The sequence below is a fragment of the Candidatus Formimonas warabiya genome, assembly GCF_002777255.1.
Taxonomy (GTDB): Bacteria; Bacillota; Dehalobacteriia; order Dehalobacteriales; family Dehalobacteriaceae; genus Formimonas; species Formimonas warabiya.
On record NZ_CP017634.1, the window covers coordinates 3,351,353 to 3,365,048 of the forward strand.

Below are 13,696 nucleotides of genomic sequence, written 5' to 3' on the forward strand. Positions count from 1 at the left end.
TTAGGGCAGCCTCTTTTGCTTGGATTTTTTCTGCTGGGCTTCCTGAGCGCTTTTACTCTTTATTACCTGGAGTACAAACTTGGGCAAAGCCAGCATCCTTTTCGCCCGCCAGGGCTCCTTGATCAAGCGGGCCAGCCACTCCAGCTTCAATTTCTGTATCCATAAGGGTGCTCTCCTGACTCTGCCGGAAACGACGTCAAAACTTCCCCCTACCCCGACCGCCACTTTCACGGGAAGGCTGTCCCGGTAGCGGCGAATCCAAAATTCCTGGCGGGGTGCCCCCAGGGCCACAAAGATAATGTCCGGCTTCAAGCTGTCGATATGCACCAGAAGATCTTTTTCCTCGCTCTCCTGAAAATATCCATGATGGGTGCCGACAATATTGATATTGGGGTATTCTTCCCGTAATTTCTCCGCTGCTTCTGCCGCCACGTCCGGTGCGCCCCCGAGCAAAAATATTTTCCAGCCGTTATGGTGGGCCTGCTTGCAGATTTCCAGCATCAAATCAATCCCCGTCACTCTTTCCGGGACAGGCTCCCCTAGATAGCGGGCCGCCCAGACAATACCCGACCCGTCAGGCGTAACCAGATCGGCGGAATTGATTAATTCTTTTAGGGAGTCGTCAGATTGGGCACGATAAATGATCTCCGCATTAAGCGTAATAATATGATGGAACCGGCCTGCTTGAATAAAGGAATCAACAAAACATAACGAATCCATCATATCTACCTTGTCCACGCGGACCCCGAGAATTTTTAGTAACGCCATGCTTATTGCTCCTTTTGCGTTTCTTCCGTTTCTTCCGGCTCTGCCTCTTCAGGGGTGGTCCCATTCTCAAGCTCGTCTATCATTTGGGCAACTTCATCAGGATCAGTAATCCAGTAACTCACACCATTAATATATTCGGGTTTGCCCGGCAACATGCGGGTATCAATCTGGGATACATCCAAATTTTTAAAATCGTTGGCCAGTAATAACAGTTGTTTCAGCGATATATCGGTCTCCACATTATCTCTAAAAATTCCTGCCAGTTTGGGAATTTTCCACAGGGTGCTCAGGCTCATGACCTTATCCGCAAGAATGGGAAGAAATTTCTGCTGCCGTTCCACCCGCCCGATATCACCTAAACCGTCACCACGGTAACGCACGTAGCCTAATGCCTGCTCCCCGTCTAACTCCTGCAGTCCCGGCTGCAGGTCAATGCCTTCCTCCGGGGTGTACATTCTTTTTTCCACATCCAGGGTGATCCCGCCCAGGGCATCAATGAGACTGGCGAATCCTTTAAAATCCGTATCCACATAATGATCCACTTCAATATCCAAAAACCGTTCCACCGTATCTTTCGCCATCGTCATGCCCCCATAGGCAAAGGCATGATTAATCTTCGTCTTTATTTCCTTGTCCGCGATCGTTACATAGGTATCCCGGGGAATATTCAGGATTCGCACCGTTTTTTGTTTTGCATCAAGAAACACCAGGATGATGGTATCGGCCCGGGCCGGTTCATTTTTCCTTCGATCACTGCCAATAACCAGGATGGTTTGTTTATCGTCCTTGACCGGCCCGGTTTGAGCACCGGTGCCCTCGGGCTGGTCCGGTCGGGCTTCGGTGGTTTCTAAAGGAAAAAAGAAAGCCGCCTGAAAACCGATCCAAAGAAAAAAAGCCATACAAAAGAGGAGGGCCAAAAAAAACTTCACATTTCTTTCTCCCGCTCTCGTTTCTGCTTGCTGATCTTCTTGAGTCCGTTTATTTCCCCAAAATTGCTCTTCCAACGAATCTGACAAAATAGATCTCTCCTCACCCAAAGTGCACATAGTATTATTTTTGATTCCGGAACCGGCGGGCCGGTTTCCTGTCTTTATCGTATTTCCGCACTCTTTGTTTCCCCATGCCAGATTACCTTTGCGTCCAGTGATTCCCCGATAAAACGCAGGGGCACTAAGATTCTTCCCTCCGTCACTCTCCCGGGGACGTCCAGGGCAACCGACTCACTCCCCACTTGGGCATGGTTTTGGCCCATGGTCAAGACCACTTCTCCGGCGCGGGAAAGATAGGTCACTGTTTTTGATTGCTGGTCCCAGGCAAAATCAACTCCCAATGCTTCTCCCACAAAACGCAAAGGAAGGAGAATCCGCCCGGAAACAAGAAGAGGTGCTACGTCCAGTCTTTTTTCTTCCTGTCCCACCCACCCGGTTTGGGAGCCTATGGTTAATATAATAGTGGGACGAGCCTGGTCTTTAATTTGTTCCACAGAGGCATCCAGGGCCTGAATCGTCTGTTCCAGGGCCAGTGCCTGATTGTGCAGGGAAGAAAACTTTTCGTAAATATAGCCGTCCACCCATTTTTTGGTGATTAAAGGATCATCCTCTGAGGCGGGATTTAAAAAACCAGCCGTCACTTTCGGGCCAAAATAAAACCCGGTCAGAAAAAGGGCCAGAAAGATGATCGTGAAACGCCGGACAATTGTCATAAAGGTCCCCTCACGCATGAGACATCAGTATGAAATTTTATCATACATCTCTTTACATTTCTACATTTTAAGCAGATTTCCTGTTAATTTGTCGAGATAAACTGAGATTCGTCCGGTGCTTTTCACATTTTTGTCAGTATTTTACTACTAAATCAAATATTCAAAATATTTCTTTACTTTTTAAAACTCCTGAGATATAGTTTTTTTAGACCTAATTCTAGAAAGGGGAACCTGCGATGACAGAAGAGACAATCGCGTCTCTCAAGAAAGAAAAAAATTTATTGCTGCATGAGTATCTGAAGGCTCAAACCAAGGACAAGGCGAAAATACTGGTTAAGATTATAGATATCGATGACCGCCTGGAGGAAATCACCAAAAAAATAAAAAAAGCGTGACCTTTGTCCCGCTTTTTTCACGTTATGGGCAAGCATAAAAACTTTTTCGGCCGCAATTTTAGAAACTGCTTAACAAGTAAAGAACCTGCTTTAATTTGTTACGGCATATACGGTGTTCCACCAACCCTCCTGGCTGGGCACCCAAAACTTTTTCTCGTTGACCGACACATAGGTACCGGGCAGTATTTTTTTCGTAACGGAAGACGTGTCGATATTCTTAGCGATTTGGTAATGGACCCAGAGGTTGGGCCAGTTCAGTTCAAAGTCGGTATGGATATATTGTTTGCATGTCCAAACCAATTTGGGCAGCACGCCGAAATAGACCGTAGGTTTGGTTAAATTTTTCAAGAGGGAAGCCAAAATAATTTCGTCCTGGGGCGTAATTTCTTTGGTAAAGAGCTGGGCCAGGTTCACCCTTTCGCCATTCACATAAATGGGGTCCAAATAAGGCTCTACTTCCTGCAGCAAATTTCGGTCCACCATCACATAATAGTTAATCTCTATTTCCATGGCCGTTCCGATGAGCCGTTTTACTTCTTCCGCACCGTTTTGATAGAAAAACTCGGCCACAGACTGATTCCTGGTTCCCGGAACCAGAGTGTCCGTAGGGATAAAAACGGTTCCTGATTTCCACTTGTGCTCTTTATTAATGCTGTAGACGGTGAGCATCTGCAGCTTTTTGTCTTCAATACCGAAAAACATGATATTGTAATTGGCTAATGTTTTGTTTTGATGCCCAATTTCAGACAAGGGGACGGTTCTGCTGTCTGGGATTAATTCCGATGACTTAGGAGAGGTCCTATCTTTAATCTGAGCATCAGGAACCGAATGCGCAGCCTTTTCCGGCAGGATTTCCGGCGCCGTATTCGTCTGATTGGTCCTATTTTCCCTTGTTTCCTTACTCTCTCCTATTTCAGAGGCATCTTTCTTTAGATCCGACAGCACTTCCCTGCTTTGGGGTTCTTCGGTTGCGAAAGGTTTTTCCTGGTTAAACGTGAGATCAAAATACCCGTAAGCGGAAAAAACCCCTAAGCAAACTCCCACCACGATGGCCATGTGCAGTTGCTTCCAAGACATTTTTTACTTCCTTCCCATCAAGCATAATGGTTAGTTTAACCATCAGATAGGAAGAAAATGCATGCCAAAAGCCCAAAGGGCTTTTTCAGGATCCGGCACAGGTTACCGGGATCCGGAGAAACAAAAAACGCGGCAGGTGCCGCGTCACTTTTATTCCTTTTTAAAACTTCCCGTCGTCTGCAAAACATGCAGTTGGGAGAGGGCCTTTCCGGTGCCGTTTGCCACACAGGAAATGGAATCATCCGCCACATAAACCGGCAGACCGGTCTCCCGGGCCAGTAAAACATCCAGTCCATTCAGCAGCGCTCCCCCGCCGGTCATAACAATTCCTTTGTTGATAATGTCGGCAGATAATTCCGGAGGAGTTTTTTCCAGTACTTCTTTCACCGCACTCACCACCGCATCAACCGGTTCCGCGATGGCCTCATAGCTTTCTTTGGAAGAAATCACAATCGTTTTGGGCAGTCCTGTAATTAAATCTCTTCCTCTTACTTCCATCATTTTGTTTTCTTTCAATCCCTGGGGATAAGCGGTGCCGATGTTGATTTTCAGTTCCTCAGCGGAGCGTTCTCCAATCATCAGGTTATGTTCCCGCCGGATGTAGCGCACAATTGCCTCATCAAATTTGTCCCCGCCCACGCGAAGAGACTTGCTGCACACAATTCCGCCCAGAGAAAGTACGGCGATATCGGTCGTACCTCCTCCAATGTCAATAACCATATTCCCGCTGGCCTGGGAAATATCCAAGCCTGCTCCCAAGGCGGCGGCCAATGGTTCTTCAATTAAGTAGGCTTGTCTTGCTCCTGCGGACAAGGCGGCCTGTCGCACCGCTCTTTCTTCCACGCCCGTAACACCGGAAGGGATGCACACCATCACCCTGGGTTTAAAGAGCCAGCTTTTTCCACAAGCCTTTGTGATAAAATAGCGGAGCATTTTTTCCGTGGTGTCGTAATCCGCAATGACACCCTCCCGCAAAGGACGGACCGCTACAATGTTCCCCGGCGTACGGCCCAGCATGCGCCGTGCTTCTTCGCCTACCGCAAAAATATGGCTCGATTCCCGGTCAATAGCCACCACGGAGGGCTCGTTGAGGACAATCCCTCTCCCCTTCACATAGACCAGAATACTCGCCGTACCTAAATCAATTCCAATATCGTTGCCAAAATTAAACCGACTAAACATTTCCCTTCTCCCTTTCGTGCGTCCCTGTTTTACTCCTCTTTGTCTGGTAGGCTTGTCCTTTTTCAGTCCAGTAAAAACGAAGGCTACGCCTTCGAATCAAAGGTCTATTTCAGTATTGCCTTCTTATAGACACGATAAGCCAAATAATCACAATTAGTTTTATTATTCTCTCTTAAGTGAAAAAATCCTCTATTTTGCGTCTTATTTCTTCTTTGTGCTGTATTTTCTTTTTGTTGCTTCTCCGCCCCGCAGATGCCTTTCTGCTTTGTTAATTTCCAATATCTGCCTAACCCGTTTCGCAACCATTTCGTTTATTAAAGGTAACCGCTCCGTAACATCTTTATGAACGGTACTCTTACTAACGCCGAAAACAGTGGCTGTCTGTCTCACGGTGGCTGATGATTCTAAAATATATTGGCTAATTTCCAGCACGCGTTTCTGAATGTAGTCCTGCATAAACTAGCCTCCCTTACCGCCTTTTTTGTAAATATATATTGGGAAAAACCAAAAAAAAGAACTAAAAAGCGGCCACGCTTGATAGTTCTTTTTTGGTATCTTTTGGAAAATAGAGGAGAGGCTTCGCAACCGGGAATAAGGGGTAAGCCGGGGCAGCAAAATACCAGCTTCTCAATATAGACAGGCATACAATGGTCCAGACGGCAATATCCTTTTTATTGGTGATAAAAAATCGGTTTATGCACGTTTGAAATTGAAGGGTATCCTGAATCAAATCTTTTTCCCTGGTCCCGGCCAGGCTCACCGGGGTACTATTGATTCAGTTTTATGCCGATAATGGGTGTTAATTTTAAATAATTAACGCAAACAACAGCTCAGGGGATAATTAGGGTGATTAGCTTTATTGACATTCATTTTGCGATGTTGTACTTTATTAGAAAACTATCATTTAAATTCGTATTAAAGAAAATAGGATGTGAAATTATTTCATGGATGACCACCCTGACGGTAGAAGTCAAGATGGACAATGGTGTAGTTGCCTGAAAGAGGTGCAAATATTTTTTTTAAAAAAAGACGATAACTGCCTGCCCAGTGCAGTAAGGTAGTTATGTCTTTTTTTATATGCAAATTTATTTATCTATGGGGGTTGAGCGGATTGTTTTCAGAACTAGTCATATTAGCCATGCTGATTCTGCTAAATGGATTTTTTGCTGCATCAGAAATTGCCCTGATCTCATTAAGTGAAAATAAAATCAAAAAGATGGGGGATAAAGGAAATAAACGAGCCCTATTGCTTCAGAAATTCTTAGGTGAGCCAAGCAGATTTTTGGCCACCATCCAGATTGGGATCACCCTGGCCGGTTTCCTGGCCAGTGCTTTTGCCTCGGAAAGTTTTGCGGATAAACTGGTGCAGTTTATCAAAACTACCGGATTACCGGTCCATGATTCCCTACTAAAGGCTGTATCGGTAACATTCATTACCGTTATTTTATCCTATTTTACCCTTGTCTTTGGCGAACTTGTACCAAAAAGATTTGGCATGCAGAAATCGGAAGAGATATCTCTGTTTGCTGTTGGTCCCTTAACCTTTTTGTCCCGGATTACAGGGCCATTTGTGGCATTCCTCACCCATTCCACAAACTTCTTCATTCGATTAATGGGGGGGAATCCCCAAGCCGACGAAGAAAGAATTACGGAAGAAGAAATTCGCATGATGGTTGATGTAGGACAGGAGAAGGGAGTGATTCAAAGTACAGAAAAAGAAATGATCAACAATATTTTCGAGTTTGACAACACGGATGTTTCAGAAATCATGACCCACAGAACGGATGTGGTAGGTGTCCCTGTTAACGCCGGTTTTGAGGAAGTACTGAAGATCATGATCAGGGACAAATTTACCAGGATACCCGTGTATGAAGAAACCATCGACAATATTGTAGGGATCCTTCACGTCAAGGACTTTTTACAATTTATTTATCAAGACCAAAAAGAACATTTCAAATTGGAAAATATTTTAAGAAAACCGTACTTTGTTCCGGAGTCTAAAAAAACAGATGATTTATTTACGGAAATGCAAAAAAACCATATCCAAATGGCAGTGGTGATCGATGAGTACGGAGGAACAGCAGGAATTGTCACAGTGGAAGATTTACTGGAGGAGATCGTGGGAAATATTTTTGATGAACATGATGTGGAAGAAAGGGATGTTGAAAGAATTGATAAAACCACGTATTTGTTCGCCGGAAACACCAGCCTGGATAAAGTAAAGGAGTCCTTAGAAATCGAACTCCCGGTAGATGAATATGATACTTTAAATGGATTTATCCTGGGGCAGCTAGGAAGAATTCCGGATGACGAGGAAAAACCTGTTGTAGAATATACGGACGTTACTTTTAAGGTGGAAGAAATAGAGGAAAAAAGAATTGTCAAAGTCAAAGCGGTGCGTGGAACAGGGCTTACCGCTTAAATCCCTTGTCCTTTAGCTCTTCTTTTTTCCTGATAATCCGTCCCCGGTTGGCTCCCTTTATCCCTGCTAATGCAGGTATGCCATGGGATCTACTGCTTTTCCGTATTCATAGACTTCAAAGTGAAGATGGGGGGCCATTTTCGCTTCATATTTAGGTGAGACCAATACACTGCCGATGATTTCACCTTTCGCCACCGTAAATCCCGGCTCAGCCTTCTCCGGCTTGATGCCTTTATACCTGGTTTCCAATTTTTCTCCGTGTTTAATGGCGATTTCATACCCCCATAAGGGGCTGGAAGCGATTGAGGTGACTGTACCCGGCAGCGCTGCTCTCACCTCATAGCCCGGGGGTAGGGCAATATCAATACCCGAATGGAACCTGATATCATTAAATGTCTCTGAGTGGGAAAAACCAAATCCGGTAATTACCTGCCCTTGCCCCGGCCACCTCATGACGATATCCTGGGTCTCATCCGCCGGGCCCGCCAGGGGAATCTCTGCCGACTTTTGCACGGGCTCTTGAACCACCTGATTAGCACCGACTTCAGCTGCCTGTTCCTCCCTGGCACCTGAAGCCGACGGGCTTTGATCCCCAGATTGGCTTGTTTCCACAGGACTTCGATCTATTCTTTGGGAAACAAAATAGGCGCTTCCGGCAATGGTTAGCACCAGTAATACTGCAAAGGAAACCCATATTTTATTGATCTCCATATCTTTGATCTTATGCACATTGCCAAACATAAAAATCACCTCTTGCTCCATTTATAACCATTTTATGGTAATAATATACATAGCAAGAGGTTTTCTCATCTATCCGGCTTAATATAATTTTTCTATTTCGATCCCCTGATAATAATACTTTAAAATTTTCTCCGCATTATAGCCTTCTTTTGCCAGGCCGTTGGCCCCGAATTGGCACATCCCGACTCCATGCCCATAACCCACAATGGTTAACTCCACTCCTTCCTTTTGGATCTTCCAGGTAAAGTTGGTGGAATTAATGCCGAAAATTCTCCGGAATTCCGTTGCCGCCATCCGCTTATTTCCCACCAGGATCGTCTTCAGTCTTCCGGTCTTGGTTTTTTCTAAAGCTTTGATGGTGAAGGCTGAGGGGTTATTTATCTTCCCGCCTAGTTTTTCACTTAATTGAGAAAAAGGGATCAACAAGCGGGTCCGGTACTTCGGAGAATCCTGGTCCCATTTGCACGGGACACTTTTCAAATAAGGGGTGGCATAGGTCCAGACTTCTTCCGAATTTTCCGTACGCCCCCCGCAGGTGGAGTGGTATACCGGGTCGATCAATTGTTTCTCATAGGTGGCCACTTCTCCACAGGTGGCCTTTACCGCTGCTTTTAATTTTTTTTGATACTCCCAATATCTTAACCATCCCCACTTTTTTTTCATCTCTTCTTCCGATAACCAGCCCTGACAATGGCCCGGGTCGGTGCACACATCGGCGTTGGGATGCTCTTGATTGATAGTTTTCGTACTGAATTTGATTTTTTTTAAGGCATAAGTCCGGGCCGCGATGGCCTGGGCCTTTAATGCTTCTTTTTCAAATTCCGCGGGCATTTCCGCTGCCAGCACCCCCACCAGATATTCTTCCAGGGGCAGAGAAACTGTTTTCTTTTCCTGGACAAAAAAAACACGAATGGGGGGACCTTTTTCTCCTCCTGTCTCCCACGGACCGAAGTATTTGACTAACAGCACCATCCCCAAGGTCAAAATCATCAAAAAATAAAAAAATATTTTGCGCATGCTTTCTCTCCATATCGTTTTTTATTACCTAACCATATGAAGAAAAAAAGGGAATATGCCAAAAAGCCCAAAGGGTTTTTTGGTGTCTTATTCCTCCACGCGCACGATCCGGGCTCCTAACCCCTGGAGTTTTCCCACGAAGTCTTCATAACCCCGGTCGATATGATGGATGCAGCCCACAGAGGTCTTTCCTTCCGCGGCAAGGCCGGCGATAACCAGGGCCGCCCCTGCTCTTAAATCGGTTGCCTTCACATCCGCTCCCGTCAGCGTAGAAACACCTTTCACCACAGCGCTGTGCCCTTCTATTTTGATATTTGCCGACATTCTATTTAATTCATCCACATGCATAAAACGGTTTTCGAAAACCGTCTCCGTAATGACGCTGGTCCCTCTGGACCGGGCCATGAGCGCCATAAACTGGGCCTGCATATCCGTGGGGAACCCGGGATAGGGTAAGGTCTTAATATCAACAGGCGTAATCACTTCCGGTCCAATCACCCGAAGGCCTTCCGACTCTTCAATCACTTCCACGCCCGCCTCTTTCAGCTTGGCGACCACAGATTTGAGGTGATCTTCAATCACATTGTTCACCAGGACATTGCCTCCGGTAGCCGCAGCCGCCACCATAAAGCTTCCTGCCTCCACCCGGTCCGGAATTACGGTGTGCTGCACGCCCCTAAGCCGGTCGACACCGTCAATGCGCACGATTTTGGTTCCCGCCCCCTTAATTCTTGCCCCCATGGCGTTTAAAAAGTTGGCCAAATCGACGATTTCCGGTTCCTCAGCCGAATTCTCAATGATGGTGTTGCCTTCTGCCAGGGTCGCCGCCATCATAATGTTTTCCGTAGCCCCCACACTGGGAAAATCCAGGTAAATCCTGTCCCCGATCAATCTCTTGGCTTTTGCCTCAATATAACCGTGACCGATGGTTATGTCGGCGCCTAAGGCTTCAAAACCCTTGAGGTGCAGGTCGATAGGCCTGCTGCCGATGGCGCAGCCTCCGGGTAATGACATCCTGGCCCGACCCATTCTGGCCAGCAGAGGCCCCATGATCAAAAAAGAAGCTCTCATGCGGCGCACACATTCGTAGGGTGCTTCATATTGGGAAAGATCCGAAGCTTCAATCTCCAGTTTGTGTCCCCGAAAGTTGGTATGAACACCTAAAAAACCTAAGACTTCACAAATAGTTTCCACATCCGCCAAATGGGGGATGTCATTCAGTTGACAGAATCCATCCGCAAGGAGAGAACCAGCTATTACAGGCAGTACAGCATTTTTTGCTCCGCTGATGTTTACTGTTCCGTATAAAGGTACGCCTCCTTCAACTACTATCCTTTCCAAAATTCTGTTCCTCCCTGACTACTATTCCTTGCAATATTCCACAAATTCAGTCAATATCCTTCTTCATTCGTGCTGATTTTACTTCCGCTCATGCCATGTTATCTCAATAATCATAAAACACCAAAGGAGATCCTATGTAGATATAGGTCTTGTTCTCCAGCTCATTGTAAGACATGGCGACCTGCATATTCACATCATTGCTTCCCACTTTCAGCTTATCATGAATATTGGGCACATAACCCGTCTTACTGATATAATTTTCTTCCTCAACCCCCCCACTTATTTTTCCCCCGATGGAAGAAAAAATTTCATTAATTAAGGTCCGATAAGCACTTTTGGTCAATTTCCCCGGCTTAAACCCCACCATTAACTGGTTGAGTTCCGGCTCTTTTTGGAATTCCCGAAAGGCCGCGACCATTTTTTCTTTCGACCAATCCAAGGATTCCGGTCCCCTGGTATCAACCATATTTATAATTAAATACGTTTTGTCGTCCTTTTTTTTGTCCTGTAAAGACTGAAAAATAATTTCCACGCTTTGTCCTTGGGAAAGTTTTCCTTTTAACTGTAAACTATGAAATCCCTCATCTGCGATGCGCTCCCTGGTCAGGGAAGCAGGGGCTCCTAAAATATTCTCTACCAGTCCCCCATAATGATCCAATTCCGGTGCCGAGCAAAACTTTTCATCCACTTTTGCCCAGCCTTGAAGCTTCACTTCGGAAAAGACAGACTTGGAGCTTTCAAAGGCAGCCTGCATGGGCTGGTCTACTGTTTTCATGACAGGATTAATATCTCTGAGATAAAAATTCACTACAATAAGAATACCTGCCAAAAGCTCTAACAGCAACAGAAATGGCAATAAATATTTCTTCATCTTCTTCCCCCCCAATGGTATTCTTCACTATAATTGCCATCTGGGAAAAAGAATATACGTAAGTCAGTGAGTCAGAGTGAGTCAGGGGACGGTTCCCTGACTCGCCTCTTCCTGACAGCTGGTCTCGGAAAGTGAGTCAAAGAACCGTCCCCTGACTCACTCTGACTCGCACAAAGGACTGAGCTTATGAATTCAGCCCAGTCCTGTTCGCGTACCTGTTTAATAATATTTTAGTGAAACTATTACTTACATTTGGCCCTTGAAATCGTTATGAGGAAGTCTTTACTTGGCTGCTCTGATCCTGCTGATGGCCCGCTTTAAAGCCATTTCCGCCCGTAAGACATCCAAATCGGCGGCATGCTCGGTAAGACGCCTCTCCGCCCTATCTTTTGCTTCCTCGGCCCGGGTGACATCAATCTTCTCGCCCAGTTCTGCGGTATCGGCTAAAACAGTAACCTTGTTCTGGATCACTTCCATAAAGCCGCCGCTGATGGCCATCTTTTTTTCTTTGCCGTCCTGTTTAATGGTGACCACACCCACATCCAGCGCTGTGACGAGGGGGGCATGGCCGCGCAGAACTTCCAGATAGCCCAGGGCGCCGGGGACGATGACCGATTCGATGGCCCCGGAAAAAATAATCTTTTCGGGGGTTACCACGTCAAATGTAATGGGGTTATCTGCCATGATTAACCACGCCCTTCAAGCTGTTTTGCTTTTTCCACCGCTTCCTCAATGGTGCCCACCATCAGGAAAGCTTGTTCCGGTAAGGCGTCATGTTTCCCTTCAATGATTTCTTTAAAGCCCCGGATGGTTTCTTTTAACGGTACATATTTACCCGGAACAGAGGTAAATGCTTCCGCTACGTGGAAGGGTTGGGAAAGGAATCTCTGAATTTTCCTGGCCCGTGCCACGATGATCTTATCTTCTTCCGATAATTCATCCATGCCCAGGATGGCAATAATATCCTGCAGTTCCCGATAGCGCTGGAGAATTCCTTGCACCTCACGGGCTACCTGATAATGCTCTTCTCCGAGAATTCTGGGATCCAGGATTCTTGAGGTAGAGTCCAAAGGATCCACGGCGGGATAAATGCCCAATTCCACGATGGAACGGGACAGTACCGTTGTGGCATCCAGGTGGGCAAAGGCCGTCGCCGGCGCGGGGTCCGTCAAGTCGTCGGCGGGCACATAAATGGCCTGTACAGAAGTGACAGAACCTTTTTTGGTGGAGGTAATCCGTTCCTGCAGGGCACCCATTTCCGTAGCCAGGGTGGGCTGGTAACCTACCGCAGAAGGCATCCGGCCCAGGAGTGCCGACACTTCGGAACCGGCTTGGGTAAAGCGGAAAATATTATCGATGAAGAGAAGCACGTCCTGACCTTCCGAATCACGGAAGGATTCCGCAATGGTCAATCCGGTCAAACCAACGCGCAAGCGGGCGCCGGGCGGTTCATTCATCTGTCCGAAGACCAGGGCGGTCTTGGCAATAACCCCGGAATCTTTCATTTCGTTCCACAGGTCGTTCCCTTCCCGGGTGCGCTCACCCACGCCGGAGAATACCGAGAAACCGCCGTGCTCATAGGCAATGTTGCGAATCAATTCTTGAATTAGAACGGTCTTTCCTACGCCCGCACCCCCGAAGAGACCAACCTTACCCCCTTTGGCATATGGAGCCAACAGGTCTACCACTTTAATGCCGGTTTCCAAAATTTCCGTGGAGGGCTGCAACTCATCAAAATCCGGTGCCGGCCGGTGAATGGGCAGAGTCTCTGTGACTTCAATGGGGCCCATGCCGTCAATAGGTTCACCAATTACGTTAAACATCCGGCCTAAGGTGTTCCGTCCCACCGGAACCGTAATGGGGGCGCCTGTATCCTGGGCAAACATTCCTCTTTGAAGACCGTCGGTAGAGGAAAGAGCCACGCAGCGTACGGTGTTATTCCCCAGGTGCTGCATTGCTTCCAGGGTAATGTGAATATTTTTTGATTTTGCTTCTTCCGTCTTCTGGTCTTCGCTCTTAATTAAAACAGCGTTATAAATATTCGGAAGTTGGCCGGCGGGAAATTCGATATCCACAACCGGTCCGATGACTTCTTTTACGCTTCCAATTGCCACGATCTTAAACCTCCCTTACATAGGTTAGGGGACACACCTCTTTATGAGGTATTCCTGTCTGGCGGA

The 13,696-nt window shown here is 46.6% G+C and carries 14 protein-coding genes; 2 read left to right on the top strand and 12 right to left on the bottom strand.

The window, feature by feature from the left end; translation table 11 throughout:
* The 3 genes from DCMF_RS15340 to DCMF_RS15350 all read right to left on the bottom strand — a co-directional run bounded on the left by DCMF_RS15340 (window position 1) and on the right by DCMF_RS15350 (window position 2,470).
* Entirely contained in the window at window positions 1-768 is a 768-nt protein-coding gene (locus DCMF_RS15340) for a WecB/TagA/CpsF family glycosyltransferase (RefSeq protein WP_148135230.1), read from the bottom strand.
* Window positions 769-770: 2 nt separating this feature from the next.
* Window positions 771-1,784: an LCP family protein gene (locus tag DCMF_RS15345; RefSeq protein WP_214658635.1), complete on the bottom strand. Its 1,014-nt coding sequence runs from the start codon at window positions 1,782-1,784 to the stop codon at window positions 771-773.
* A gap of 74 nt (window positions 1,785-1,858) precedes the next feature.
* The gene (locus DCMF_RS15350; protein ID WP_214658636.1) at window positions 1,859-2,470 is read right to left on the bottom strand and encodes a copper amine oxidase N-terminal domain-containing protein; all 612 of its coding nucleotides are present in this window, start codon (window positions 2,468-2,470) and stop codon (window positions 1,859-1,861) included.
* 236 nt (window positions 2,471-2,706) lie between these two features.
* On the opposite strand from DCMF_RS15350, the gene DCMF_RS29265 reads away from it, so the two are divergent.
* Entirely contained in the window at window positions 2,707-2,865 is a 159-nt protein-coding gene (locus DCMF_RS29265) for a hypothetical protein (RefSeq protein WP_214658637.1), read from the top strand.
* 90 nt (window positions 2,866-2,955) lie between these two features.
* Here the strand turns inward: DCMF_RS29265 and DCMF_RS15355 are convergent, their stop codons facing one another.
* The 3 genes from DCMF_RS15355 to spoIIID all read right to left on the bottom strand — a co-directional run bounded on the left by DCMF_RS15355 (window position 2,956) and on the right by spoIIID (window position 5,580).
* Window positions 2,956-3,942, bottom strand: a complete 987-nt coding sequence (locus DCMF_RS15355; protein ID WP_148135233.1) for an LCP family protein — start codon at window positions 3,940-3,942, stop codon at window positions 2,956-2,958.
* A gap of 150 nt (window positions 3,943-4,092) precedes the next feature.
* Window positions 4,093-5,124: a rod shape-determining protein gene (gene mreB / locus DCMF_RS15360; RefSeq protein WP_148135234.1), complete on the bottom strand. Its 1,032-nt coding sequence runs from the start codon at window positions 5,122-5,124 to the stop codon at window positions 4,093-4,095.
* Between the two features lie 201 nt (window positions 5,125-5,325).
* The gene (gene spoIIID, locus DCMF_RS15365; RefSeq protein ID WP_148135235.1) at window positions 5,326-5,580 is read right to left on the bottom strand and encodes a sporulation transcriptional regulator SpoIIID; all 255 of its coding nucleotides are present in this window, start codon (window positions 5,578-5,580) and stop codon (window positions 5,326-5,328) included.
* Window positions 5,581-6,235: 655 nt separating this feature from the next.
* On the opposite strand from spoIIID, the gene DCMF_RS15370 reads away from it, so the two are divergent.
* Window positions 6,236-7,546: a hemolysin family protein gene (locus DCMF_RS15370; protein ID WP_148135236.1), complete on the top strand. Its 1,311-nt coding sequence runs from the start codon at window positions 6,236-6,238 to the stop codon at window positions 7,544-7,546.
* 66 nt (window positions 7,547-7,612) lie between these two features.
* Here DCMF_RS15370 and DCMF_RS15375 read toward each other — a convergent pair whose 3' ends face one another.
* The 6 genes from DCMF_RS15375 to atpD all read right to left on the bottom strand — a co-directional run bounded on the left by DCMF_RS15375 (window position 7,613) and on the right by atpD (window position 13,630).
* The gene (locus DCMF_RS15375) at window positions 7,613-8,287 is read right to left on the bottom strand and encodes a M23 family metallopeptidase (RefSeq protein ID WP_214658638.1); all 675 of its coding nucleotides are present in this window, start codon (window positions 8,285-8,287) and stop codon (window positions 7,613-7,615) included.
* 78 nt (window positions 8,288-8,365) lie between these two features.
* Window positions 8,366-9,304 carry a stage II sporulation protein D gene (spoIID, locus tag DCMF_RS15380; protein WP_148135238.1) on the bottom strand — a complete coding sequence of 313 codons (939 nt, stop codon included), beginning with the start codon at window positions 9,302-9,304 and terminating at the stop codon, window positions 8,366-8,368.
* Between the two features lie 87 nt (window positions 9,305-9,391).
* Window positions 9,392-10,645 carry a UDP-N-acetylglucosamine 1-carboxyvinyltransferase gene (gene murA, locus DCMF_RS15385; RefSeq protein WP_148135239.1) on the bottom strand — a complete coding sequence of 418 codons (1,254 nt, stop codon included), beginning with the start codon at window positions 10,643-10,645 and terminating at the stop codon, window positions 9,392-9,394.
* Window positions 10,646-10,748: 103 nt separating this feature from the next.
* Entirely contained in the window at window positions 10,749-11,516 is a 768-nt protein-coding gene (locus tag DCMF_RS15390) for a YwmB family TATA-box binding protein (RefSeq protein ID WP_148135240.1), read from the bottom strand.
* A 282-nt stretch (window positions 11,517-11,798) separates the two neighbouring features.
* Window positions 11,799-12,200 carry a F0F1 ATP synthase subunit epsilon gene (locus DCMF_RS15395; RefSeq protein WP_148135241.1) on the bottom strand — a complete coding sequence of 134 codons (402 nt, stop codon included), beginning with the start codon at window positions 12,198-12,200 and terminating at the stop codon, window positions 11,799-11,801.
* A 2-nt stretch (window positions 12,201-12,202) separates the two neighbouring features.
* A complete protein-coding gene (atpD, locus tag DCMF_RS15400) occupies window positions 12,203-13,630 on the bottom strand; it encodes a F0F1 ATP synthase subunit beta (protein WP_148135242.1) in 1,428 nt (475 codons plus the stop codon).
* Window positions 13,631-13,696: the final 66 nt, after the last annotated feature.